We start from the raw sequence: 23,910 nt of genomic DNA, 5'->3' as shown, positions 1-23,910 counted from the left end.
CTAATGGTTCGTTGTAAGAGCCATCTTTGGTCTATTTTGTGGGTCCAATCCCTGGGGCGCCTCGATGAACAGTGCTTTGCCTCCGCTGTCTTTCAACCCTGCCGGGATCGAGCTGGATCGCCGCCAGGGCCTCAGCCGCCAGCTGTACCAGGCTCTGCGCCTGCGGGTGCTGGACGGGCGCCTGGCCAGCGGCACGCGCTTGCCGGCCAGCCGTGATCTGGCGGCGGCATTGGGGATTTCCCGCAACAGCGTGGTGCGCGCCTATGACCAGCTGTATGCCGAGGGTTTTATCGAAGGCCGGGTCGGCGATGGCACCTACGTGGCCCAATTGCCAGAAACCCGCTTACCCATCAAAAAACTATCCACAAAAGTATCCACAGGGTTGTCAACAGGCTTACCCACAGGTTTATCCACAAAATCGACCGAAATAACTGGTGATGCATCCAGTAAAGTTATCCACAGCAGTGGTGTGCAGCGCCTGCAAAAGCATCATCTGAGCACGCCACCCAGTGGCCCGCCGCGGGCTTTCCGGGTCGGCGTGCCGGCTTTCGATCTATTCCCGTTCGAGGTCTGGGCCAAGCTGAATGCGGCTTTCTGGCGCAGGCCGGACCTGCACCAGCTGTGCTACGGCGATTCCGCTGGCGATTCGCGACTGCGCAGCCTGATCGCCGCTTACCTGCGCAGTGCCCGTGGGCTGCAATGCAGCGCTGAACAAATTGTGATCACCAGTGGCGCGCAACAGGGCATCAGCCTTTGTGCACAGCTGCTGGTGGAGCCCGGCGACAGCGTGGCTGTGGAAAACCCCGGCTATCGGGCGGCCGGTCACGCCTTCGCCGTGGCCGGGGCGCAGTTGCAGGGCGTGGCGGTGGACCAGGAGGGCATCGACTGCCGTCAGCTGGAGCAGTTGCCCACCTGCCGCCTGGCCTATGTCACCCCGTCCCACCAGTACCCCACCGGGGTGATCATGAGCCTGGCCCGGCGCCTGGAGCTGCTGGCCTGGGCCGAGCGCAGCGGCGGCTGGATCGTCGAGGACGACTACGACGGCGAGTACCGCTACAGCGGCGCGCCCCTGGCCCCCCTGGCGGCGCTGGACCGGCAGGGCCGGGTGATCTACGTCGGCACCTTCGGCAAGGTGGCGTTCCCGGCCTTGCGCCTGGGTTACCTGGTGCTGCCGCCGAATCTGGTGCAGGCCTTCGCCCAGCGTCGGGCGGTGGACGTGCGCCACTCCGAGGTCAGCACCCAGGCGGTGATGGCCGAGTTCATGGCCGCCGGGCATTTCCAGCGGCATATCCGGCGCATGCGCCGGGCCGCCCTGAGCCGGCGCAACACTTTGCTCGCCGGCTGGCCCGAGGCGATCCCAGGCGTCGGACCGCTGCCCACGGTGGCCGCCGGGTTGCACCTGACAGTGCGCGTGGACAGCCTGGCCCGGGAGCAGCAACTGCTGGAGCAGGCGGCCAGTGTCGATGTCGAGGTGAACGGCTTGAGCACTTACTGGTTGCCGGAAACCCGGTTGCCCGAGGACCAACGGGCTGGGCTGGTGCTGGGCTTCGCCGCGGTGCCTGAGGCCGATATCCAGGCCGCCCTGGGCCGCCTGCGTCAGGCCTGGCGGGTCTGACGGGTCTGACGGGGTATACTCGCGGGCCTTTTCCTGCCCGAGAGCCCTCATGAGCCAGACCCTCTCCCTGGCGCCTGAACGCAAGTTCGGCGCTCCGCTGTTCGCCTTGTTGCTCCTGGTGGGCGGTGCCCTGTTCCTGCAGACCCAGGTGGGGGCGCGACAGGTGCTGCTGTTACTGCTGGGTGCCGCCCTGGGGCTCACCCTGTACCACGCCGCCTTCGGTTTCACCTCGGCCTGGCGGGTGTTTATCCGCGATCGGCGCGGTGCTGGCCTGCGCGCGCAGATGGTCATGCTGGCCCTGGCGGTGTTGCTGTTCTTCCCGGCGTTGGGGGCGGGCAGCCTGTTCGGCCAGCCGGTGGTGGGGCTGGTGGCGCCGGCCGGGGTGTCGGTGATCTTCGGTGCCTTCATTTTCGGCATCGGCATGCAACTGGGGGGCGGTTGCGCCTCGGGCACCCTGTTCACCGTCGGCGGCGGCAATGCGCGGATGCTGGTGACCCTGGCGTTCTTCATCTGCGGCTCGCTGATTGCCACCCATCATGTGGATTGGTGGTTTGCCTTGCCGTCGCTGCCACCGATCTCCATCGTCCAGAGCTTCGGCGTCGGCCCGGCCCTGGGCTTGAGCCTGTGCCTGTTCGCGCTGATCGCCTTGCTCACCCAGACCCTGGAAAAACGCCGCTACGGCAGCCTCGAAGCCCCGGTCGCCAGCCAGCACCAGGGCTGGCGCCGCCTGCTGCGCGGCCCCTGGCCGCTGGTCTGGGGCGCGGTGGCCCTGGCGTTGCTCAACTTCGCCACCCTGGCCCTGGCCGGGCGCCCGTGGGGCATCACCTCGGCCTTTGCCCTGTGGGGCGCGAAAGTCGCCAGTGGCTTGGGCGTGGACGTGGGCAGTTGGGTGTTCTGGCAGGGCGCGGCAAACGCCAAGGCCCTGGCGGCCCCGGTGTGGCAGGACATCACCAGCGTCATGGACATCGGCATCGTCCTGGGGGCCTTGCTGGCAGCGGGACTGGCGGGACGTTTTGCCCCCAACCTGAGAATCCCCACCCGTTCCCTGGTGGCGGCGGTGATTGGCGGGCTGCTGCTGGGCTACGGTTCGCGCCTGGCCTATGGCTGCAACATCGGCGCCTACTTCAGCGGCATCGCCTCCGGCAGCCTGCATGGCTGGCTGTGGCTTGTGGCGGCCTTTATCGGCAACGGCGTCGGCGTGCGTCTGCGGCCCTGGTTCTTCGCCGCAGAGCGCAGCCCCCAAGGCCTCAGCGGCTGCTAACCACTTTTCGTGGCGAGGGAGCTTGCTCCCGCTCGGCCGCGCCGCGCTCGTAACGCCGACGGTTGCGGTGTATCAGGCAGAACCGGGAAACCGCTCTTGGGCTTGCTGCGCCATCCAGCGCGAGCAAGCTCGCTCGCCACAGGGCGCGCGGTTCCCGTCCTGGATGAGGGTCAGGTTCCGGACTTGATCTTGGTCCAGGCCCGGGTCCGCGCCCGCTCTGCATCACGGGGCAGCGGTTGCAGGGTGTACAGGGTGCTCATCGCCGCTTCCGTCGGATACAGATTGGGGTTGTTGCGGATCGAAGGGTCCACCAGTCCGGTGGCGTCCTTGTTCGGGTTGGGGTAACCGACAAAGTCGCTGACCGGGGCGATCACCTGGGGTTGCAGCAGGTAGTTGATGAAGGTGTAGGCATCTTCCGGGTTCTTGGCGCCTTTAGGGACCGCCAGCATGTCGAACCAGATCGGCGCGCCTTCCTTGGGCAGGCGCATGTCCACGGTCACGCCGTTCTTGGCTTCCTTGGCGCGGTTGGCGGCCTGGGAGAAGCTCCCCGAGTAGCCCACGGCCACGCAGATGTCGCCGTTGGCGATATCGGCCATGTACTTGGACGAATGGAAGTAGGTGATGTACGGGCGGATCTTCATCAGCAGCGCTTCAGCTTTCTCGTAGTCCGCCGGCTTCTTGCTGTTGGGGTCCAGGCCCAGGTGCTGCAGGGCCAGGGGCAGGATCTCCGAAGGCGAATCCAGCAGGGCCACGCCGCACTGCTTGAGCTTGCTGATGTTCTCTTCCTTGAAGATCAGGTCCCAACTGTCCACTGGGGCCTTGTCGCCGAGGGCGGCCTTGACCTTGTCCGGGTTGAAGCCGATCAGGATGGTGCCGTACATGTAGGGCACGGCGAACTGGTTGCCCGGGTCGTTGGCCTCGATCAGCTTCATCAGCTTGGGGTCCAGGTGGTTCCAGTTGGGCAGCTTGCTGCGGTCCAGGGGCTGGAACACCCCGGCCTCGATCTGCTTGGCCAGGAACACGTTGGACGGCACCACCACGTCATACCCGGAGTTGCCGGTCAGCAGCTTGGCTTCCAGGGCTTCGTTGGTGTCGAAGATGTCGTAGACCAGCTTCACCTGACTGTTCTGCGCCTTGAAATCTTCCAGGGCCTTGGGGGTGATGTAGTCGAACCAGTTGTACACCCGCAGCGTGCGTTCCTCGGCGTGGGCGGCGGTGCCCAGCAGGCTGGCGCACAGGGCGGGAACCATTAAGCGTTTGAGTCTTTGCATGATGCGAGTCCCTCACTGGGCGCTTTGAAAACCTTCGAGAACGTTCACGGCGTTGATGCCGATTTCCTCTACCGCGTAACCGCCTTCCATGACGAACAGCGTCGGCTTGCCGAGGGCGGCGATGCGCTTGCCCATGGCCAGGTAATCCGGGCTGTCGAGTTTGAATTGCGAGATCGGGTCGTCCTTGAAAGTGTCCACGCCCAGGGACACCACGATGATGTCGGCGTCATAGCTGTGGATCTGGTTGCAGGCCTGCTCCAGGGCTGCGCTCCACACATCCCAGCCGCTGCCGGCGGCCAGCGGGTAGTTGAAGTTGAAGCCTTCCCCGGCGCCTTCGCCGCTTTCGTCGGCATAGCCCAGGAAGAACGGGAACTCGGCTTCCGGGTGGCCGTGGATCGAGGTGAAGAGCACGTCGCTGCGTGCGTAGAAGATCGACTGGGTGCCGTTGCCGTGGTGGTAGTCGACGTCGAGGATCGCGACTTTCTTGTGGCCCTGGTCGAGGAAGGCCTGGGCGGCGATGGCCGCGTTGTTCAGGTAGCAGTAGCCGCCCATCAGATCGCTGGCGGCGTGGTGTCCTGGTGGCCGGCACAGGGCAAAGGCACTGCGGGCACCGCGCTGGATCACCGCCTGGGCGGTGAGGGCCACTTGCGCCGCGCTGTAGGCCGCCTGCCAGGTGCCGGCGGTGATCGGCGCGCCGCCGTCGAAGCTGTAGTAGCCGAGCTGGCCGTGGAGGCTGGTGGGAATCACGCTGCGCAGGGTGCGCGCCGGCCAGGTGTAGGGCAGCAGGTCGCCGTCGATGCCCTGTGCCGCCCAGCGCTCCCAGGCGCCTTTGAAGAAGTCCAGGTAGGCCCGGCTGTGGACGCGTTCGATGGGCCCCAGGCCGAAGTCCTTGGGCGCCTCTACCGGGCCAAGGTTGCGGTACTTCACCCGGTCCAGCACATGGTCGGCCCGGGAAGGCATTTCAAAGCAGGGCATCAATTGCCCGTCGATAAGTTCACAACGGCCGTGGTGCAGGTGGTGATCGTCCGAGTAGATCGTCAGCATTTTCTTGTTCTCCGCAGGCTGATTCGGTGGATCACAGTCTTGCGGGGCGCGGGGTTTCGGAGAACGGCAGGAGCGGCCAAAAGGGGATTGATCTGGCCAAAGTGTTTGACCGAAATTCGCCCCTTAAAGAGGCGCGGCGCCCCATTGCGGGGCGCCACGGGGTTCAGCCGGCCGGCGGGGCGGGAACGTAGCGCTGCAGCACTCTGAGCATGTCCTCGCGTTTGTTCCGGGCGATGGCTTCCAGCAACAGCGCGTAGCCCTTTTTCTCGCAGTGCTGGCCGACATTGGGATCGGCGCCTTTTTCCAGCAGCAGGGTGAACAGCTCCAGGGTGTCCTGCTGGCTGACGTAGGGCGCCTTGTCGTCGGCGGAAGTCTTGTCGGCCACCAGGGTCAGCAGGCTCTCGCTGACGGGCTGGTTGTAGCAGGTGCCACGGCCGTAGCTCAGGTTGAGGTTGGCACCAGCGGCTATCAGTTGTCGTACGGCTTCGTAGTTGTTGCCCGAGAACGCCCGATACAGCACGGTTTCACCATTGTCGGTTCTGCGCCGGTCGAGGTTTTGCGGGTGTTGCAGCAGCCAAGTGAAGCCTTGCAGGCTGCGCTTGTTCTCGGCCATCTGCATCAGGGGCGTCACGCCCTGGCTGTCGGGTTCGTCGAGGGCGACACCGGCCTCGATGAGGAACTTCAGGCGTCCGCCCAGGCTCAGGTCGGGGCTGTCGCCCAGATCGCGGCGCATGGCCAGGGTCGCCAGGGTGGTCCAGTTGTACAGGCCGCGGGTGTGGGCGCCGTGCTCCAGCAGCAGCCGGGCGATGTCCAGGCGGGGGGCGTCCAGGGCATGCAGCAAGGCGCTGCGACCATCGTCGGCCATGACCTCGCCGCTGATGCCACTGGCCAGCAGGCGCTGCACTTCGCTCAGGTCGCCGGCATCCACCGCGTCCACCAGCGGCCAGAAGGCCTGGCAGTCCCGGGGGTTGGCGGCGTTCAGGCCCAGGCGCTGAAGGACCCGGGGCGGGATGCTCATCTGGCGTTTCAGGCGCAGGCCGCAATACACCCGATAACCCTCGATGGCCCGGCCCTGGTGGATGTTGTCCTGCGTGCGTTGTTGGTAGATCGCCCAGTCCAGGTCCGCCAGGTTGAGGTAGGTCGGCATGCGCCCGGGGTCACGGCGCAGCACTTCCTTGAGCCAGGGGCGGGCGGTTCTCAGGTGCCCGGCTTCGCTGGTCCAGTAGGCGATGTCGTTGAGCAGGCCGGCGTATTCACGGCGCTCGGTGGCGATGCTGCGAAAGTCACGGGTGACGAAGAAGTCCTCCACCCGGTTGATGCCCGGTTGCTTGTCCTTGGCGGTGCGCAGTTGTTCGTGCAGCGCGCGGAATTCTTTCCAGATGCTGTCCGGGTTCGAGGCTGGCGCTGGCACAAAGGCGTTGACGGTGATCGGCCCGCTGTCTTGGGTGAAAGGGCGGAACCACGGCGGGAATGTCTCCAGGGCCTGTAACCACTGGCGCCCGGTTTCATCGCTGATGGGTTGCAGCGGGGTGAACTCCATCTGGGTCAGGTCCCGGCGGTGACTGATCGCCAGCAGCGGGCGCTGCGGATCGCGCTGGTCGATCAGCAGGTAGCGTCGGCTGAGTTGCCAATCGCTGGGCTCCTGGCACTTGAAGTCGAGCGAGGTCAGGGTGATGCCGGTGTCCAGGGTATTGCTCGTGGGCCAGTTGTCGGCGACTGGCACCGGATACTCCGGGGCCGCACAGGCCCGCAGTTCTTCGGGGCTGAACAGGGCCATGGGCGGCGATTTGTAGACCCGCTGCTGGTACTTCAGGTCCTGATAGGCGTTGAGGTAGAACAGCCCGCGGTACTGGGTCAGGATGATCCGCGCCGGCACTCGCTCCAGGCCCGGCACGGGGAACGGCTTGAGCTGCAGGGTGGCGGTTTCCGGGTAGTCGATGACGAAGTAGCGAGCCATTCCCGACCATTTGATCGCGCCCAGGTCCAGGTCGAAGGCCTGGGCGGCGGGTGCGCCAGCCAGCAGCGCCAGTGCCAAGCCGAGCCCGCGAATGCCGATGCGCCGGGCGATGGCGGTCAATAGGTTCACGTGTGCAGTCCCTTGCCGGTAGAAAGCTCGGCAATGTAATGCAATCGGCGCCGTTGTGCCGGGCTTTGTTTCAGGGGGCTCAGCGGGTTCGGCGCCACGCCTCAAAGGCGAAACGCCGTCGCCGGCGGTGGCGGCGCAAAGCTTTGCAGCACCTTGAGCATGTCGTCGCGCTTGCGCCGGGCCATGATCTCCAGCAGCCAGGTGTAGCCGTTGTTCTTGCAGTAGCGGCCGAGGTTGGGGTCGGCGCCTTTTTCCAGCAGCAGGGTGAACATGTCCAGGCTCTCTTGCTGGCTGACCCAGGGATTGATGACCTCGGGCGAGCCCTGTTCGGCGACGATCATCAGCAGGCTTTCGCGAATCGGCTGCTGTGCGCAGGAATCGCGGCCGTAGCTCAGGTTGAGGTTGGCGCCGGCTTCCACCAGTTGCCGGGCGGCGGCGTAGTTGCCGCCCTTGAGCGCCAGGAACAGCGCGGTTACCGCGTCTGGCCCGCTGCGCTTGTCGAGGTCCTGGGGGTGTTGCAGCAGCCAGTTGAAGCGCTCGATGTCCTCGCGGTTTTTCGCCATTTCCTGCAGCGCGGTGCCGCCCTGGGCATCCTGCTCATCGATGGCGGCACCGGCCTGCAGCAGGAAGTTCAGGCGCTTGGCCTGGTTCAGGTCGGGGTTGTCCTTGAGGTCGCGGCGCATGGCCAGGACCACCTGGGTGCGGCCGTTGTACTGACCCTGTGGACGAGCGCCATGGGCCAGCAACAGCCGGGCGATGTCCAGGTCGGGTTTATCCAGGGCGTGCAACAGCGCCGGGCGCCCATCGGCGGCGATCACGTCGCCGCTCAGGCCGCTCTCCAGCAGGCGCCGGACTTCGCCCGCGTCACCCTGGTCCACCGCTGTCACCAGCGGCCAGGCGCTTTGGCAGGCCGGTTCGCTGGGGGCCTCAAGGCCCAGGCGCTGGGTGACCCTGGCGGGGACCCCAAGCTGGCGTTGCAGGCGTAGCCCGCAATACAGCCGATAGTTCTCCATGGCCCGGCCCCGGTGCCGGGTGTCTGCGGGCTGCTGTTGGTACAGGCGCCAATCCAGGTCCGCCAGATTGAGGTAGGTCGGCATGCGCCCAGGGTCGCGACGCAGCACGTACGCCAGCCACGGTCGGGCGCTCTGCAACTGGCCGGCCTCGGTGGCCCAATAGGCGATGTCGTTGAGCAGGCCCGGGTAGGTACTGCGCTCGGGGGCGATCGCGCGAAAGTCATGACGGCTGAAGAACTCTTCCACCCGGGCGATGCCCGGAGCCTTGTCTTTGGCATCGCGCAATTGCGTGTGCAGCTGGCGAAATTCTGTCCAGACCTGCTCCGCGCTGGGCGGCGGCGCATAGGGCTTGACGCGCAGCTGGCCGCTGCTGGCGTCAAAGGGTTCCAGCAGCTTCGGGTACTTCTGCAGGGCTTGCAGCCATTGCTGCTGCAGTTCGGGGGTGATCGGTTGCTGCGGGGTGAAGTCGATTTGTGCCTCGCCCTGGCGCTGACCGATGGCCAGCAACGGCCGCTGAGGATCGCGGCTGTCCACCAGCAGATAGCGATTGCTCAACTCCCAGCCTGGGCTCTGGCAGTCGAAACTCAGTTTGGTCAGGCTCAGGGCGGATGCCAGCTGCTTGCTCGACGGCCAGTTGTCCGTGGCCCCAACGGGTCGCTGCTCGGGCACGCAGGCCTGTAGTTCCTGGGCGTTGAACAGCGGCAGGGGCGGCGACTTGTAGACTCGCTGCCGGTACTGCCCATCCGCATAGCCATTGAGATAGAACAGGCCGTGGTATTGGCTGAGGATCACTCGGGCCGGCGCCTGGGCCAGCCCGGGCAGGGCAAAGGGTTCGAGTTGCAGCGTGGCGGTTTCCGGATCGTCCAGGAGGATCTCGCTCTGCATTTCCCACCAGCGGATTTTGGACAGCTCGAAGGCCTGGGCGAGGGGGAGGCCGGCTAGCAGCACCAGCGCCAGGCACCCCCCGCGAATACCGATGCGCCGGGCGATGGCGCCTGTGATTGGGTTCAAGCTTGCAGTCCCTTGCCGGTTTCAAAGCTCGGCAATGTAATGCAATCGGCGTCTTTATGCCGGGGTTTGTCTCAGGGCCGGAACTGGCTCGGCGCCACACCGCTCCAGCGGATGAAGGCATGGCGAAAGCTCGCGGTCTCGCTGAAGCCCAGGGCTTCGGCAATCCGGTAGATGGGCATCTGGTCTTCGCAGAGCATTTGCTTGGCCCGCTCGAAGCGCAGCTCGTCCAGCAGCTCCTGATAGCTGCAGCCCAGGTCGCGCAGGTGGCGGCGCAGGGTCCGGGCCGAGCAGTTCATCTGTTCCGCCAGCCCTTCCAGCCCCGGCGCGGCGTCCAGTTGCGCTGCCAGCAGCTGGCGGATGCGCCCGAGCCAGGCCTGGCGCCCGGTGAACTCGGTGTTCTGTTTGCGGCAACGCTCGGCCATGGCCTGGTGAGTGATGGCATCCGCCAGGGGCAGGGGGTGTTCGAGCCATTGCTGGTCGAAGGCGAAGGCGTTGCTGCGGGCGTTGAACTGCAGCGGACAGTCGAAGGCTTCGCGGTAGCGCTGTTGATAGTCCGGTGCCGGGTAATCGAAGCGCGCCCCCAGCAGCGGCAGGGGGTGGCCCAGCAAGTCGTCGCAGATGACCTTCAGCGACACCAGGCAGAACTCGGTATTGAACGCCGCCAGGGCCGGGCTTTCGCGGTAGCCGGCGGCGGTGAACCAGATGCGCGGGCCGTCGGCTTCCAGGCTCAGTTCGAAAAGTGTTCCCAACAGCGCCGGATAGCGCATGGCCAGGCGCAAAGCGTCACCTAAGGTGGCACTGGTGAGCAGGGCATAGCCGAGCATGCCGTAAGAGGAAACGTGCATGCGCCGGCCCAGTTCCAGGCCGATATCCCGTTGCAGGGCCACGGCATTGGCGCACACCAGCATCTCTTGATTGGTGGTGATGCGGGTATCGGCGCGGCTCAGGTCGGCGGGGTTTATCCCGCTGCCGGCCAACAGGGCTTCACTGTCCTGGCCCTGTTCCTTGAAGGTGTTGAGCACCAGGGAAACGGCGTTGAGGGTGGTGAGGTGCGAGTGCAGCATGCGCAGATTCCAGCCAGGGGAAGACCCTTAATCGGAGCAAGTTGCATGCCGCCCGCGATCAGACCTGCGGTTTGCCGGCCCGCTGCATGGGGCATTCCGAGCGTTGTGTGGCTAGTGACTTGGCGCTTTGATTGGTCAACCTGCCTGCCATTCATCGCCTGAAGTGGCGGTGCAGCAACCTCGATAAAGGACTATGTATGACCCTCATCCCTGCGCGTTCCCTGCTTCTGGTCTCCGGCTTGCTCCTGAGTTCGCTGTGCCTGGCCGAGGCTGAGCCAGGCAGCGAAAGCACCATCAAGGACTCTGCCAAGTCAGCCGTCTCATCAGCCATTTCGGCAGGCAAGAACCTCTTGGGCGGCGTCAGCGAAGGTGTGCTCGACGGTCGCCAATCGGCGCAAGGCGTCGACGGTGCCTCGATCATTTCCTCCCGTGAGCAAATGAAAGGCCGCGTCGATGTCCAGGTATTGAAAACCGAAGCCGTCGGCGACAGCTTCAACGTCACCCTGGGTTTCAAGAACAGCAGCGACAGCCAGTTGCGACTGATCAACCTCAAGCAGACCGGCGCCCTGCTGGCGATCGACCAGGACGGTTACGCCAACAATCTGACTGTCAGCCTCGACAACCCGGACGAAGTCACCATCCCGGCCAAGGCGGCAGTGCGGCAGAAGTTCGTGTTTGAAGGGCCGATCGAGAGCTCGAGTTCGGTGCGGGTCTGGGGCCAGGATTACTCGGTCAAAAAGTAACCTGACAGCCACCCTCTGCTCGTCGTCGAGCCGGCAGCTATCGCAGTAGCCACCGGCTCCCGAGCGCGAGCTTCAGCTCAACTCGCCACACAGATCGAGTTCGACCAGGCGCCGCACTTCGGCGCTTTCCAGCCCGGCACCGAGCAGCGCATTGAGCTTGCCGAACGCCGCTTCGCGAGTCATGCCGCCACCAGATAGCACGCCCACGCCGCGCAGGCGGCTGCCGGCTTCGTAGATGTCCAGTTCCACACCGCCTTCATGGCACTGGGTCACCGCCACCACGACGATGCCTTGCTCCTGTGCGCGCTTGAGACTGGCCAGGAACGCCGGGTTGTCGCTGGGCCCGGTGCCGCTGCCGAAGCATTCCAGGACCAGGGCCTGGATGCCGCTGTCGAGCACGCCGTCCAGCAGCTCGGCGCCGATGCCGGGGAACAGCGGCAGCACGCCGACCTTGGCCAGTTGCTTGGCCTGGCGGTAGTCCAGCGCCGACGGAATCGCTTCGGCCTTTGCGCCGCCGCCATTGCGTTGCAGGGCGGCGAACGGGTGACGGCCGAAACTGCGGATTTTCGCGCAGCGGGTCGGCGCCAGCAGTTCGCCGTGGAAGTACAGGTGCACCCCCGGTGCCAGGCCCTGGCCCAGGGCCAACAGGGCGCCACTGAGGTTTTCCCAGGCGTCGCTGTCAGGCACACCGGCCGGCAGCATCGAGCCGGTGAACAGCACCCGCGCCGGCAGCCCCAGCAACTGGAAGCTCATGGCGGCGGCGCTGTAGGCCAGGGTGTCGGTGCCGTGGAGGATCAGCACGCTGTCGCAACCCTGATCCACGGCTTCGACCACCGCTGCACGCAGGCGCTGCCAGTAGTCGGGGGTCATGTTGGCGCTGTCGATCAGCGGCGCCATCTCGCGAAAGCGCCAGGCCGGCACCACCAGTTCGGGCTGGCTGTCGAGGTAGGCGCGCATGCGCACGTCGAAACCGGACGCCGGGGCCAGGCCGTCGGCGCTGGCCTGCATGCCGATGGTGCCACCGGTGTAGAGCACCATGACGTGCTGGGCGGCAGGGTAGGTCGAAGGGTTCATGGGATTCTCCGAAACGGTGAGTTCCTGTGGGAGCGGGCAAGCCCGCTCGCACATTTATCGCACTGTAACCGACGGGTGCAGAGGATGCGCCCGTCGTTCACCCGTCAGCGTTGCGCTGCGGGCACGCCTTGCGGCTCGGCCTGGGCGGCGGCCGAAGATTCGGCAGGCCAGGCCTTCAGGTCCAGGTCCAGATCGGCGAACTTGCGCGAGTCGAACACCGGCTGGTCGACACCGGCGCGGCGCTGCTCGTCGTAGTCGCGCATCACCCGCAGGCCGACCTTGAACAGCATGGCCAGGGCCACCAGGTTGACGAAGGCCAGGCAGGTCATGGTGATGTCGGCGAAGGCGAACACGGTTGTAAGGTCCTGCATCGAACCCCAGACCACCAGCGCCAGCACCAGGCCGCGGAACAGCATCAACACAGTGCGGTTGCGGGTGAGGAACTGCAGGCTGTTCTCGCCCAGGTAGTAGTTGTAGAGGATGCAGGTGAAGACGAACAACGACAGCGCGACACTGACGAACAGGCGGCCCCAGTCACCGACCACGGCGGCCAGCGAGTTCTGGGTCAGGACGATGCCGTCGCCTTCGAAGCCCGGGGTGTAGAAGCCCGACAGCAGGATCAGCAGCGCGGTGCAGGTGCAGATCACGAAGGTGTCGAGGAACACGCTGAAGGCCTGGACCACGCCCTGGGCGCCCGGGTGCTTCACGGCGGCCACGGCGGCCACGTTCGGCGCGCTGCCCAGGCCCGCTTCGTTGGCGAACACGCCACGTTTCACGCCCATGACGATGGCGCTGCCCAGCAGGCCAGCGAAGGCCGGGTCGAGGCCGAAGGCGCTCTTGATGATGGTTTCCAGCATGGCCGGCACGTGTTCGATCTGGGTGCCGATCACGTACAGGGTCACGGCGATATAGGCCAGGGTCTTGATCGGAACCAGCAGGTCGGACACCGCGGCGATGCGCTTGATGCCGCCGATGAAGGTGATGGCCAGCAGCACCGCCAGGACGATGCCGGTGTGGCGTGGGTCAAAGGCAAAGGCGTCCTGCAGCGAGTGCGTCACGGTGTAGGACTGCAGGCCGATGAAGGCGAAGCCGTAGGTGACCAGCAGCAGGATCGAGAACACCACCGCCATGCCCTTGAGCTTCAGGCCGTGCTGGATGTAGTAGGCCGGGCCGCCGCGGTACAGGCCGTCGCCGTCGGCGCGCTTGTAGACCTGGGCCAGGGTGCACTCGAAGAAGCTGCTGGACATGCCGACCAGCGCGGTCACCCACATCCAGAACACCGCGCCAGGGCCACCCAGGGTCACGGCGATGCCGACGCCGGCGATGTTGCCCGCGCCGACCCGGCCAGCGAGGCTGAGCATCAGCGCCTGGAACGAGCTGAGCTGGCCGCCGCTGCTTTTCAGGCTGTCGCGGAACACCGCGAACATATGGAGGAAGTGGCGCAATTGAACGAAACGCGAGCGGATCGTGAAGTAGCTGCCGAGCCCGACAATGAGCACGATCAGCACTTTCCCTGAGAGGAAGTCGTTGATGACTTCGAGCATGGATTATTCCTCGCTGTTTTTTGTGTAGGCAAAAGCAGAACGGACGGAAACATTCAGTTACACCGCTGATTGCACGCACGGCAAGGCGGTGGGGCGAGCGTTCGTCCCGGTTCTATATTTCGCGGGTTGTTATTAGTTCGGGTTTCCCGTGGGGTTGAGCCTCGTTACCGACGGCTGTCCACGTGAAGAGGGGGCGCACTATACCGGTGCGCGGGCTCGCCGTCTGCATGTTGCGTGTCGAGCCGAGGAACGGCAGTGCCGGCGGTGGGCTGAAACGGTTCTTGTCCTGCCCGGAAAATCCCGCGAACAGAGGCTCCAAGGGGCCCGTATCATCTCCGCGAGCCCCCTGCCAACCGCAGGCGCTGGCTGGCCAGCGAAGGGGGCCGCTTGAGCGGTGTCCGTCTTGAAGCCCTGTTCGCCGGCCAGCCGGCTTCTACGGAGCGTGGGATCAGAAGTAGTAGCCGATGTTGATATTGGTCCGGTAATACCACTGGTTGCTGCCGCTGGAGGTGGTGCTGGTGAAGCCGCTGCCATTCTCGGCACCGCCGTAAGGGTTGGCGTTCCTGGCCCAGGTCAGGTCCAGCCAGGCCATCACCGGCAGTGCCAGGAACTGCGCGCCAACGGTGTACATCTGCGAGTCGTCCCAACCTTGTTGGTCTTTGCGCATGTGGCTGTAGTCGTTGTACAGCTTGATCCGCTTGAGTTGCCCAAGCCCAGGAGTGTCGATGTCGTACCCCAGGTTCAGCGAGGCCACGCTGGCCCGGGAGGCGATCAGGTAGGCCGGGGTCAGGCCGTTGCCGCCCATCAACACCGAATGCTTGCTGACGCCATTGGGGTTTTGCGGGTCGAACTGGTAGCGGATGGCCTGGCTGGTCAGGGTCCAGGGACCATGATTGATCACCGCGTGCAGCCCCGCGGCCCAGTAGTCGCCGTTGTCCCGGGTGCTGGCGTTGTACAGCTGGGCGGTGGCGAGCGACACGCCAAGCTCGGTCTTCCAGTCGTCGACGCTGAAGGTCCTGGCCAGCCGGGCGTTGACCTGGTTGCGTTTTTCGTTGTCTTGGCGCGATTGCACGGCGGCGATGGCATTGTCCTTGAGGTCGGCGTAGCGGCCGACCTCTGGTGAGAAACGAAGGTCACTGGGCAGCATCCGCGGGAAGTACGCCAGTTGCACATCCCAGCCTTGGTCCTTGTGGCTGTACTTCAAGCCACTGGCGCTGCTGGAGCCGTAGCCGAGAAAAAACGGGATGTGATAGCTCCAGCCAAATTGCGGGTAGGGCTCCAGGCCAAAGGGTTTGAAGGGCGCTCCCAGTTGCAGGGTCGATTGACTGTTCAGCCGATAGCCGACGAAGCCCCGGTCGATGGCGCGCTTGCCGTCATCCTGGAACCAGTAGCCCAGGTCGCCATAGAACTGTTTGTGGCTGGCCTGGATATCCAGGCGGAAGGTGTCGAACAGCAGGCGGCCGTTGTTTTCCGTGGTCTGCCAATGCTCGTCGCGATAATTCAGGCGCAGGGCGCCGCCGATGTCCAGGCTGCTGTCACCGTCCGTGCTGCGCCAGGAAACATGCGGGAATGGCTTGTTGGCGGCGTTGGCGCGCACCGGTTCGGAAGGCACCGGCTCAACGGCGAAACCGGCGCAACTGATCACTAGCAGGCTGGCACCCAGGGCGTGACGCTTCATCTTGATCTCCTCCTTAATGAATTGAGGAGGGCAAGAGCAGAAACCATGCCAGTCGCCACGCTGCTTTATTATGAAAAAATACTTTTAAATCAATGGTTTATATGAGAAACAAGGCTCCCTTGTACAACCCTTGGAACAGCGGGTTACAGAGGTAACAGGGGGCCTTGCCCGGTGCGTCTTTATTGCACCTTGGGGGTATTACGCGGGCAGGGTGTTTTATGGGCGAACCGATGGGCGGCGTGATCAGGAGCCGGGCTGCCGGCAAAGAGGCGGGCAAAAAAGGCCGATCCCCAGGACCGGCCCCAATTCCTGCAACAGCGAGGTTTACAGATCCAGCACCAGGCGCTGGCTCTTGCAGCCTGAGACACAGACCATCATCGAACGGTTGGCCGCCCGTTCGGCCTTGCTCAGGACCCCGTCGCGGTGGTCAACCTCGCCTTCCAGGACCCGGGTCTCGCAGGAGCCGCAAACCCCTTCGCGGCAGCTGTGGTCGATGTCGCAACCGGCCTCCAGCAGCACCTGTAACAGGCTCAGGCCTGGGGCCACTGCCAGGGTCCGTCCCGACCTTTTCAGCTCCACGCTGTAGTGGCTCCGGGCGTCGGCGCTGGCCGCGATTTCGCCGGCGCTGAAGCGCTCGACATGGCTGTGAACGTAGCCCAGGCGTTCACAGGTGCTTTCAAAGGCATCGAGCATCGGCGTCGGGCCACAGCAATAGAAATGGGTGTCGCCGGGGTAGCCGGTCAGGTAGTCCCCCAGATCCGGCGGCAGGCCCTGCTCGTCGTTGAAGTGGTAACGCACCGGGGCTCCGAGGCTGTCGAGGCTGGCCACCAGCGCCGCTTCCTGGCGCGAGCGGGCGCAGTAGATCAGCTCGGCGGATTTTCCCAGGGCCAGCAGTTGGCGGAACATGCAGTAGATCGGCGTGATGCCGATGCCGCCGGCTACCAGCACGCTGTGCTCGGCAGCCAGATCGAGGGCAAAGTTGTTACGCGGCGCCGAGATCGACAACGCCATGCCCACCCGCAGCTGGCTATGGACGTACTCCGAGCCGCCGCGACTGTTGCGATCACGCAGGATGCCCACCCGGTAATGCCCCGGATCGCCAGGGGCATTGAGCAGCGAATAGCTGCGCACCAGGCCGTTGGCCAGGTGCAAATCGATATGGGCGCCGGCCTCGAAGTCCGGGAACCGGGTGTCGCCCAAGGGCCGCAGTTCGACGCTGATGATGCCCTCGGCTTCATAGTGCAGGCTTTGCACACGGGCCGTGAGGAGCGGGGATGTGCCCATCATTCACCTCTTTCAAGACAGCGCCGGCAGGGGTCGAGCCGACCCCTGCCGGTCAGGTTCACGCCAGTTGCTTGGCGTCGATCAGTTCCAGCTGGGCCTTGGCGGCGTTCTTCAAGTAGCGCCGCAGACGCACCACTCCCAGGTCGTGCTGGTAGAGGTTCTCCCGCTGGTTGGCGTCAGCCTCCATGAACTCCAGCAGCACCCGGTCCTGCTCCAGCACTGCCCAGTGACGCGCTTCCAGGCGGTTCTTGTAGAGGAACCGCCAGGTGTCGCGCTGCCAGCCGGTCAGCGGCCGGCAGCGCCAGTGGAACACCGCCGCCAGGGCGCGACTGCTGGGGGTGTAACTGCCGATGATGGTGAAGTTGCCTCCCGGGCCGCCGGTTTTCGGGTAGGGAATTTCCAGGCGCAGCCAGTGGCAGCCGTTGTCGAGGAATTCGGTCCAGTCGAAGTTGACCCCGCGTTGGCCTTCCTTCTCGAAGAAAAAGCCCTGGTCGGTGTCGCGGGTGACGAAGCGCGCGGTGGCCTCGCCTTCGCTCATCGAGTGGGACATCTTGTGCAGATAGGTGCCGTGCATCGGGTCCATGACGTTGTCCAGCACATAGCGGTAGTCGCCTTGCCACTCGGTGTAGCAGAGGAAGTGGCTCCATTCGGGATCAGTCAGTTGCTCCGGCAGCACCAACTCCGGCGCCTGCTCCAGATGGGGATCGCTGGCGTTGAACAGGAAGATCGCCCCGGCCGCTTCACGGGTATGGAACATCCGCGTCGGCCGGCTGCCTTCAAGCTTGCACCCGGGGCTGCCGGGCACCTTGAGCACGGTGCCGTCGCAGCGCACTTCGATGCCGTGATAAGGGCATTGCAGGCGATCGCCCAGCACCGGGCCCTGGGACAGTGGCGCGCCACGGTGCGGGCAGTGGTCCTCCAGGGCATGGACGCGGCCATCGTTGTCGCGCCACAGGGCGATCTTGTAGCCCAGGCGGCGGATGGACACGGGCTTGTCCCCCAGGTGCTCCGACGGCAGCACGGGAAACCACAGGTCTTTCAGGCCATTGGCCAGGTGTTGCTCAACAGGATCGACGGTCAGTTGCAGGTTCATTTCTTATTGTCCTCCGACGGGTCATTCGCCCAATCGAGCCATGAGGGTCTTATAGGCATCCGCCGTCCACTTGCCATGGGTCAGCGGGCAGGGTGGGCCTGCCTGGTCGAGGTGCGCCAGCAGGGCCGGCAGTTCGCTGATGCCGTTGCCGAAGGCACGTTCGATGGCGTCGCCCAGCAGATCCTCGAAGGGCGTACTGGGACGTTTACGAGCCTGATGCGGCTCCAGATAGGGTGCGCGGGCGGTCATGTCATGGGTCTCCTTTACGGGGGCTGCTCAGGCTTTGGGTTTATCAGTGAGAAATTTGCCCTGGGGCGCCTCGACGTGTGGCTGGCGCCGGGTGTGGCCGTCGATGCCACCGGCAATCGCCCATTCGGCGAACACCGTGGGCCCGGGCTCGAAGCTGCGGGGCTGCCATTGCCCGGTCAGTTGGTCCTCGTCGGCGTAGTACTCCACCAGGGCCCCGGCGGGGTTCTTGAAGTACCAGAAGAACGCCGACGACACCGGGTGCCGGCCCGGGCCGATTTCCGTGCTCCAGCCGCAACGGGAAATGTGCATGCCGCCGCCAAACACCTCATGCACATCGCGCACGGTGAAGGCCACATGGTTGAGTCCGGCCCGCGGCGCCGGCAGTTGCAGCATGAACAGGTCGTGATGGCCGCCTTCCTCGGCGCTGCGCAAAAAGGCCCCACGATCCGGGTAGCGGTCCGAGGCCTGGAAGTCGAAGCGCTCGCTGTAGAAGGCTTCGCAGGCGTTCACGTCCTTGACGAAAAACACCACGTGGCCGACCTCGATCGGTGTGGCGCGTTCGTAGATCGGCGCCGGCTTGTTGATCCGGCCCTTGGTCTGCCAGGTGTTGTGGCCACTGCACTCGATGTCCAGGGCGCGCTTGCGGGTCACCTGCAAGCGGATGGCCAGACCGTTGGGGTCGGTGCAGCCGATATACCCGTCGGCTTCGACGAAACCCGGGTCGCTGGCGATGCGCTGGCGGTACAACGCCAGGTCGGCGGCGTTTTCCACGCCCCAGACCACTTCGCGCACCGTGGAACCAGCTTCGATCGCCGGCGGCAGGCCGGGACGGTTCAGGTCCGCCAGCACCACGCGACAGCCGTTGAGGGTTTCAAAGACCACCTCATCCGCCCGGGCGCTGACCTGCTGCAGGCCCCAGTCGCGGAAAAACCGCACGCAGGTGTCGAGGTCCTCGACGCCGTAAGTGACTTCATCAATGCCCAGAACACTCATTGCGCTACCTCGTTGCCCAGACCGGCCCAGGCCAGTGGTTGTGAATTCATGCCCCAGTAGAGGCTCTTCTGTTCCATGTACTGCAGGATCCCCAGGCGGCCCTTTTCCCGGCCCAGGCCGCTGTCGCGCCAGCCGCCGAAGGGGGTGGAAATCGAGAACTGTTTGTAGGTGTTGATCCACACCGTGCCGGCCTGGAGCTTGCGGCCCAGGGCCCAGGCGCGCTTGTAGTCGCGGCTCCAGATCCCGGCCGCGAGGGCATACAGGCTGTCGTTGGCCTGTTCCAGCAACTGCGCTTCATCCTCGAAGGGCAGGGCCACCAGCACTGGGCCGAAGATCTCCTCCTGGCACACCTGCTGCTGGTTGCCGAGTCCTTCCAGGATGGTCGGCGGGTAGTAGAAACCCCGCTCGTAGGCCGCGCCGCGCAAGCGCTCACCGCCCAGGCGCAGGCAGCCGCCGGCGGCCAGGCCCAGGGCCACATAGCGCTCTACCGACTCACGGTGCTCGGCGCTGATCAGCGGTCCCATCTGGGTGCGCTCGTGCGCCGGGTCGCCGACCCGCAGCCGGCTCGCCGCGTCCACCAGTCGGTCCATGAACGGCTGGTACAGGCGCCGGGCGACAAACAGCCGCGACCCGGCGATACAGGCCTCGCCCGAGGAACTGAAGATGCCGTACAGCACCCCGGCCACGGCGTGGTCGAGGTCGGCGTCGTCGAGCACGATGGTCGGCGACTTGCCGCCCAGCTCCAGGGACACCGGCATCATCTTGTCGGCGGCGATGTGGGCGATGTGCTTGCCAGTGCGGGTGCCACCGGTGAACGAGACCTTTTTCACCAGGGGATGGCGGGTCAGGGCGTCCCCCAGCAGCGAGCCCTTGCCCGGCAGCACGCTGACCAGCCCCTTGGGCAGCCCGGCGTCGTCACAGATGCGCGCCAGCTGCAGGGCCAGCAGCGGGGTGATTTCCGCCGGTTTGACCACCACCGCATTGCCGGCCGCCAGGGCCGGCGCGATCTTCTGCGCCTCACTGGCGATGGGCGAATTCCAGGGGGTGATCGCGGCGATCACGCCCATGGGTTCGTAGACGCTCATGCTGACGAAATCCCCCCGGGATGGGGTGATGGTTTCTTCCAGGGTTTCGCAGGCGGCGGCGAAGAACTGAAAGGTCGCAGCCGCACTGGCCACCAGAGCCCGGGTTTCATTGATCGGCTTGCCGTTGTCCTGGCGTTGCAACTGCGCCAGCTCCTCGCTGCGCTCACGGATCAGCCCGGCGATGCGCAGCAGCACCGCCGCCCGCTCATGGGGTTGGCGCTGGGCCCAGCCGCTGTGCAGAAACGCCTGGTGGGCGCCCTGCACCGCCTCCTCGACATCCTGCAGATCGGCGGCATTGAGCCAGGCCACCACCTCGTTGGTGGCGGGGTAGCGGCTGGCATAGCGGGCTCCACGGCCCAGGCGCCAATCACCGGCAATGCAAATGGGTAACGACTGCTCGACGTTCATAAAAACCTCAGCTGCAAGCTGCAAGCCGCAAGCTACAAGTGACGGCAAGAGCGCTGCGTGCGCTTTGACTTGCCGCTTGTAGCTCAACGCTTGGCGCTGCTCTTACTCATATGGATAGGCCGTGGGCGTGGTTGCCCAGGGCCCGGATCACGCTGTAGACGGTCAGTGCCGACGTCTTGGGATTGGCCGCCAACGGCTTGCCCCGCAGGCTCAGTTCAAAGCCGCCAAAGGCACCTCGGGCCTGGAACTGGTGGACGTTCTCGTCACTGTGGGGGTCGGCGATCAGCGTCACCCGGGTTCGGTCCAGGCCGATCCCGGCCAGGGACAGGGTGGCGGCGACGTTGGCGTTCCTCGGGTACAGCCGCGCGGCTTCACGGGCGCTGCCCTGGAAAATCACCGTGGCTTGGCTGATGCGCTCCAGGTCGCAGGCCTGTTCGCCAGGGGTGTTTTTCCAGGCCCGGGCCGGTTTGCGCCCGGTGTAGTCCACCGAGTCCAGGCCGCCGACCTTGGCCGCCGACAGCGCGTCGATGCCGCCGATGGCCCCCGGCAGCAGCTCGATACGGGTTCGGCCGCGCTCGGCCGCGGCTTCCAGGCGCTCCACCAGGCCCGGCTGCGAGAGCGCGCCCACCGAGACGATCAGGCAGGCGATGCCCCGTTCCAGCGCGGGCAGTACGTGTTCCTCCAGGGCCTGGTGGCCGGCGCATTCCAGCAGCAGGTCGGGCCGAGCCTCGGCTGGCAGGGCGCTGAGCACCTGGGGTGGATGCTGCAAGCGGGCCAGGCGCTGACGGGCGGCGGCTTCGGAGCCGGGCGAAACGATTACCCGGTCCACCCGCAGTTGCCGGTCCTGTTCCAGCAGTTCCAGTACGCCGAGGCCAATGGCCCCGCAGCCGATCATGGTGATGTGCAACATGGCGCATTCCTCAGGCATTGGCTTTCTGGGCTTGGGTTTCGCTGTTGGGCGGCCCGGCGAACGCGGTGGCGAAGTTGCCGACGCTGAGCATGTCCACCTCCAGCAGGAAGGGGCCGGGCTCGCTCTGGGCGCGGTCCAGCAGGGCGCCGAAATCCTTGAGGTCGCTGACCCGGCCGTGACGCAGGCCAATGGATTCGGCGAGCTTGCTGTAGTCCGGTGTGTGCAGGTCGACGTAGCAGTGACGGCTGCCGTAGACCGCGTCCTGGATGTTGCGGATGACCCCGTAGCGCTGGTCGTTCATCAGCAGGATCACCAGGTTGACGCGCTCCTGGACCAGGGTCGCCAGCTCACCCAGGTTGAGGATGAAACCGCCGTCGCCGGCCAGGGCAAAGACCTTGCGCTGCGGCGCATTGACCGCTGCGGCAACGGCGGCGCCGATGCCCATGGCCAGGCCCTGGCCGATACCGCCGCCCAGGGCGTGGATGCCGCAGCGCGGGTGATAGAGGGTCAGCAGGCGGTTGCCCCAGAGGCTGTTGGACAGGGTCACGTCGCGCACCCAGGTGAAGTCGCGGCCAGTGTGGGTCTGCAACTGCTCGACCATGGCCGAGTAGGGCCCCAGGTCCGCCAGCAACTGCTGGCGCGAGGCGGCGCGCACCGTCTTGAGTTCAGCGAGGAACTCCGGGTCGCCGTGCAGGCGTCCTTCAAGGCGGTCGGCCAGGCCTTCCAGGGCCAGGGCGGCATCGCCACAGACAAACAGCTCGCTGGGGTAGCTGCGGCCTTCGATGGCCGGGTTGGCGTCGATGCGCAACGTGTTGTGGGGCAGCTTCAGGCTGTACTTGAAGGTCTCGTTGCTGCGCAGGCGTGAGCCGGCGATCAGCAGCGCGTCGCAGCTTTGCAGGAACTGCTCGACCTGTTTGTTCTGCGAGAAGGCGCCAAGGCAGCGTTCATCGTCCTCGTTGACCACGCCCCGGCCCTGGGTCGAGGTGATGATCCCCAGCCCCAGGTCCATCAAGCGCTTGCCCTGAGGCCCGGCGTGCCGCGCCCCGCCGCCCAGCCAGAGCAGCGGCCGACGGGCTTGCGCCAGGCGTTCGGCCAGTTGGTCCAGGGCCTCGGCGGCGGGCACCGCCACGGCCACTGGCAAGGGCGAGAGGTCCGTGGGCATGGGGATCAGGGTCGACTGGATGTCGATGGGGATTTCCACACTCACCGGCCCGCTGGGCGCGGTCAGGGCGGTCTGCACCGCCAGCTTCAGGGTACTCAGGGCGGTTTCCACGCTGCGCACCCGGAAGGCCGCTTTGGACACCGCCTTGAGCATGCTCAGCTGGTCCCGGGCTTCGTGGATGTAGGCCAGTTCCTGGTCCAGGTAGGGGGTTTCGATCTGCCCGGTCAGGTGCAGCAAGGGCGTGCCGGCGGTCAAGGCTTCGACCAGGGCGCCGGCGGCATTGCCTGCCGCGGTGCCGGTGGAGGTCAGGCACACCCCCAGGCCGCCGCTGGCCCGGGCATAGGCGTCGGCCATGTTGGCCGCCCCGGCTTCGCCCCGGGCCATGACGAAGCGGATATTGCCGCGCACCGCGAAGGCATCGAGGATCGGCATGTTGTGGATCGAGATCACGCCAAAGGCGGCCTTGACGTCGCACTGTTCGAGAAAGGCGGTGATGACCGCTCCGACGGTGACCATTGGTTCATTACGCATGGCGGCAGAGGCCTCCGGAAACATCGATATGGCTGCCCGTGGTGTAAGCGCTTAGAGGCGAGGCCAGGAACAGGATGGCTTGAGCTGCCTCGATCGGCAGGCCCAGGCGTCCCAGGGGAATCTGTTTGCGCTGGGCCAGTTGGGCGGTCCACTGCATCCAGTCGAGGTGGCGCTCCTCCCGGGCTTCGAAGCGCCGGCGCCATTGCCCAGACTCCACCAGGCCCAAGAGGATGCCGTTGACCCGGATGCCATCGGCGGCGAACTCGCTGGCCAATGAGCGCACCAGATTCAGCACCCCGGCGCGGGCCGCGGACGTGGCCACCATGTGTGGTTCTGGCTGGCGCGCCAGCAGCGAGTTGACGCAGACGATTGCCGCTGCGGGCTGGCCATCGAGCTGGGGCTTGAAGGCGTGCACCGGGTTGATCACCGAGAACAACTTGAGGTTGAACTCTTCGCTCCAGGCCGCGGCGCTGGTGTCGGCGAAGGTCGACACCCGGCCTTGCCCGGCGTTGTTGACCAGTACGCTGGCCGGGCCCAGGGCTTTCAGGCTGGCGCTGGCGAAGGCTTCCATGGCGTCGGCATCGAGCACATCGCAGACCCGCGCCAGCAGCTGCGCCTCGGGGAAACGTTCGCGCAGGCTGTGTTCCGCCGCTTGCAGGCGGCCCGGATCGCGGCCACAGAAGGCCACCTTGGCGCCAGCCTGCAGCAGCAGTTCGACGCAGGCCAGGCCGATGCCCGAGGAGCCGCCAGTGACGATGGCCGTGCGGCCTTGCAGTTGATAAAGGCTCATT

At 65.6% G+C, this 23,910-nt stretch carries 19 protein-coding genes; 3 read left to right on the top strand and 16 right to left on the bottom strand.

What is annotated here, in order from left to right; translation table 11 throughout:
- The first annotated feature begins 64 nt into the window (after positions 1–64).
- On the top strand, positions 65–1,615 hold the full coding sequence (locus tag DWF74_RS15485) for a PLP-dependent aminotransferase family protein (RefSeq protein ID WP_102862358.1): 1,551 nt from the start codon (positions 65–67) through the stop codon (positions 1,613–1,615).
- Positions 1,616–1,664: 49 nt separating this feature from the next.
- Positions 1,665–2,876, top strand: coding sequence for a YeeE/YedE family protein (locus tag DWF74_RS15480; RefSeq protein ID WP_115581247.1), 1,212 nt, complete (start codon positions 1,665–1,667; stop codon positions 2,874–2,876).
- Positions 2,877–3,046: 170 nt separating this feature from the next.
- Here DWF74_RS15480 and DWF74_RS15475 read toward each other — a convergent pair whose 3' ends face one another.
- The 5 genes from DWF74_RS15475 to DWF74_RS15455 form a co-directional block, all read right to left on the bottom strand.
- The gene (locus DWF74_RS15475; RefSeq protein ID WP_102862356.1) at positions 3,047–4,147 is read right to left on the bottom strand and encodes a polyamine ABC transporter substrate-binding protein; all 1,101 of its coding nucleotides are present in this window, start codon (positions 4,145–4,147) and stop codon (positions 3,047–3,049) included.
- A gap of 12 nt (positions 4,148–4,159) precedes the next feature.
- A complete protein-coding gene (locus tag DWF74_RS15470) occupies positions 4,160–5,191 on the bottom strand; it encodes a histone deacetylase family protein (protein ID WP_115581246.1) in 1,032 nt (343 codons plus the stop codon).
- A 163-nt stretch (positions 5,192–5,354) separates the two neighbouring features.
- Positions 5,355–7,277: an ankyrin repeat domain-containing protein gene (locus tag DWF74_RS15465; RefSeq protein WP_430757457.1), complete on the bottom strand. Its 1,923-nt coding sequence runs from the start codon at positions 7,275–7,277 to the stop codon at positions 5,355–5,357.
- Between the two features lie 101 nt (positions 7,278–7,378).
- Entirely contained in the window at positions 7,379–9,301 is a 1,923-nt protein-coding gene (locus DWF74_RS15460) for an ankyrin repeat domain-containing protein (RefSeq protein ID WP_115581245.1), read from the bottom strand.
- Positions 9,302–9,372: 71 nt separating this feature from the next.
- Positions 9,373–10,365: an AraC family transcriptional regulator gene (locus tag DWF74_RS15455; RefSeq protein ID WP_102862353.1), complete on the bottom strand. Its 993-nt coding sequence runs from the start codon at positions 10,363–10,365 to the stop codon at positions 9,373–9,375.
- Positions 10,366–10,562: 197 nt separating this feature from the next.
- On the opposite strand from DWF74_RS15455, the gene DWF74_RS15450 reads away from it, so the two are divergent.
- Entirely contained in the window at positions 10,563–11,108 is a 546-nt protein-coding gene (locus DWF74_RS15450; RefSeq protein ID WP_041120452.1) for a hypothetical protein, read from the top strand.
- A 72-nt stretch (positions 11,109–11,180) separates the two neighbouring features.
- Here the strand turns inward: DWF74_RS15450 and DWF74_RS15445 are convergent, their stop codons facing one another.
- The 11 genes from DWF74_RS15445 to DWF74_RS15395 form a co-directional block, all read right to left on the bottom strand.
- The gene (locus DWF74_RS15445; protein WP_115581244.1) at positions 11,181–12,182 is read right to left on the bottom strand and encodes an asparaginase; all 1,002 of its coding nucleotides are present in this window, start codon (positions 12,180–12,182) and stop codon (positions 11,181–11,183) included.
- A 104-nt stretch (positions 12,183–12,286) separates the two neighbouring features.
- Positions 12,287–13,726 carry an alanine/glycine:cation symporter family protein gene (locus DWF74_RS15440; protein WP_115581243.1) on the bottom strand — a complete coding sequence of 480 codons (1,440 nt, stop codon included), beginning with the start codon at positions 13,724–13,726 and terminating at the stop codon, positions 12,287–12,289.
- Positions 13,727–14,174: 448 nt separating this feature from the next.
- Positions 14,175–15,404, bottom strand: a complete 1,230-nt coding sequence (locus tag DWF74_RS15435) for a hypothetical protein (protein WP_115581242.1) — start codon at positions 15,402–15,404, stop codon at positions 14,175–14,177.
- A 324-nt stretch (positions 15,405–15,728) separates the two neighbouring features.
- Complete coding sequence (locus tag DWF74_RS15430) at positions 15,729–16,688, bottom strand: PDR/VanB family oxidoreductase (RefSeq protein ID WP_115581241.1); 960 nt, start codon at positions 16,686–16,688, stop codon at positions 15,729–15,731.
- Positions 16,689–16,746: 58 nt separating this feature from the next.
- A complete protein-coding gene (locus tag DWF74_RS15425; protein WP_115581240.1) occupies positions 16,747–17,781 on the bottom strand; it encodes an aromatic ring-hydroxylating oxygenase subunit alpha in 1,035 nt (344 codons plus the stop codon).
- A 21-nt stretch (positions 17,782–17,802) separates the two neighbouring features.
- A complete protein-coding gene (locus DWF74_RS15420) occupies positions 17,803–18,030 on the bottom strand; it encodes a recombinase-like helix-turn-helix domain-containing protein (RefSeq protein WP_102862346.1) in 228 nt (75 codons plus the stop codon).
- Between the two features lie 27 nt (positions 18,031–18,057).
- Complete coding sequence (locus tag DWF74_RS15415) at positions 18,058–19,023, bottom strand: VOC family protein (protein ID WP_102862345.1); 966 nt, start codon at positions 19,021–19,023, stop codon at positions 18,058–18,060.
- Positions 19,020–20,516, bottom strand: a complete 1,497-nt coding sequence (locus DWF74_RS15410) for an aldehyde dehydrogenase (protein WP_115581239.1) — start codon at positions 20,514–20,516, stop codon at positions 19,020–19,022. The genes DWF74_RS15415 and DWF74_RS15410 overlap by 4 nt, the downstream gene beginning before the upstream one ends.
- 106 nt (positions 20,517–20,622) lie before the next feature.
- Positions 20,623–21,426 (bottom strand): aspartate dehydrogenase, encoded by an 804-nt coding sequence (locus DWF74_RS15405; protein WP_115581238.1) that lies wholly within the window; start codon positions 21,424–21,426, stop codon positions 20,623–20,625.
- A gap of 10 nt (positions 21,427–21,436) precedes the next feature.
- Complete coding sequence (locus DWF74_RS15400) at positions 21,437–23,119, bottom strand: thiamine pyrophosphate-binding protein (RefSeq protein WP_115581237.1); 1,683 nt, start codon at positions 23,117–23,119, stop codon at positions 21,437–21,439.
- Positions 23,112–23,909 (bottom strand): SDR family oxidoreductase, encoded by a 798-nt coding sequence (locus tag DWF74_RS15395; protein WP_102862341.1) that lies wholly within the window; start codon positions 23,907–23,909, stop codon positions 23,112–23,114. The genes DWF74_RS15400 and DWF74_RS15395 overlap by 8 nt, the downstream gene beginning before the upstream one ends.
- Between the last annotated feature and the right edge of the window lies 1 nt (position 23,910).

This window comes from Pseudomonas protegens (assembly GCF_003363755.1).
In the GTDB taxonomy this organism is placed as follows: domain Bacteria; phylum Pseudomonadota; class Gammaproteobacteria; order Pseudomonadales; family Pseudomonadaceae; genus Aquipseudomonas; species Aquipseudomonas danubii.
This window is presented reverse-complemented; position numbering and strand designations above follow the sequence as displayed.

What these genes read in the sequence shown, in the direction of transcription:
- DWF74_RS15485 (WP_102862358.1), top strand. Translation starts at nt 65, where the DNA reads ATGAACAGTGCTTTGCCTCCGCTGTCTTTCAACCCTGCCGGGATCGAG.
- DWF74_RS15480 (WP_115581247.1), top strand. Translation starts at nt 1,665, where the DNA reads ATGAGCCAGACCCTCTCCCTGGCGCCTGAACGCAAGTTCGGCGCTCCG.
- DWF74_RS15475 (WP_102862356.1), bottom strand. Translation starts at nt 4,147, where the DNA reads ATGCAAAGACTCAAACGCTTAATGGTTCCCGCCCTGTGCGCCAGCCTG.
- DWF74_RS15470 (WP_115581246.1), bottom strand. Translation starts at nt 5,191, where the DNA reads ATGCTGACGATCTACTCGGACGATCACCACCTGCACCACGGCCGTTGT.
- DWF74_RS15455 (WP_102862353.1), bottom strand. Translation starts at nt 10,365, where the DNA reads ATGCTGCACTCGCACCTCACCACCCTCAACGCCGTTTCCCTGGTGCTC.
- DWF74_RS15450 (WP_041120452.1), top strand. Translation starts at nt 10,563, where the DNA reads ATGACCCTCATCCCTGCGCGTTCCCTGCTTCTGGTCTCCGGCTTGCTC.
- DWF74_RS15445 (WP_115581244.1), bottom strand. Translation starts at nt 12,182, where the DNA reads ATGAACCCTTCGACCTACCCTGCCGCCCAGCACGTCATGGTGCTCTAC.
- DWF74_RS15440 (WP_115581243.1), bottom strand. Translation starts at nt 13,726, where the DNA reads ATGCTCGAAGTCATCAACGACTTCCTCTCAGGGAAAGTGCTGATCGTG.
- DWF74_RS15435 (WP_115581242.1), bottom strand. Translation starts at nt 15,404, where the DNA reads ATGAAGCGTCACGCCCTGGGTGCCAGCCTGCTAGTGATCAGTTGCGCC.
- DWF74_RS15430 (WP_115581241.1), bottom strand. Translation starts at nt 16,688, where the DNA reads ATGGGCACATCCCCGCTCCTCACGGCCCGTGTGCAAAGCCTGCACTAT.
- DWF74_RS15425 (WP_115581240.1), bottom strand. Translation starts at nt 17,781, where the DNA reads ATGAACCTGCAACTGACCGTCGATCCTGTTGAGCAACACCTGGCCAAT.
- DWF74_RS15420 (WP_102862346.1), bottom strand. Translation starts at nt 18,030, where the DNA reads ATGACCGCCCGCGCACCCTATCTGGAGCCGCATCAGGCTCGTAAACGT.
- DWF74_RS15415 (WP_102862345.1), bottom strand. Translation starts at nt 19,023, where the DNA reads ATGAGTGTTCTGGGCATTGATGAAGTCACTTACGGCGTCGAGGACCTC.
- DWF74_RS15410 (WP_115581239.1), bottom strand. Translation starts at nt 20,516, where the DNA reads ATGAACGTCGAGCAGTCGTTACCCATTTGCATTGCCGGTGATTGGCGC.
- DWF74_RS15405 (WP_115581238.1), bottom strand. Translation starts at nt 21,426, where the DNA reads ATGTTGCACATCACCATGATCGGCTGCGGGGCCATTGGCCTCGGCGTA.
- DWF74_RS15400 (WP_115581237.1), bottom strand. Translation starts at nt 23,119, where the DNA reads ATGCGTAATGAACCAATGGTCACCGTCGGAGCGGTCATCACCGCCTTT.
- DWF74_RS15395 (WP_102862341.1), bottom strand. Translation starts at nt 23,909, where the DNA reads ATGAGCCTTTATCAACTGCAAGGCCGCACGGCCATCGTCACTGGCGGC.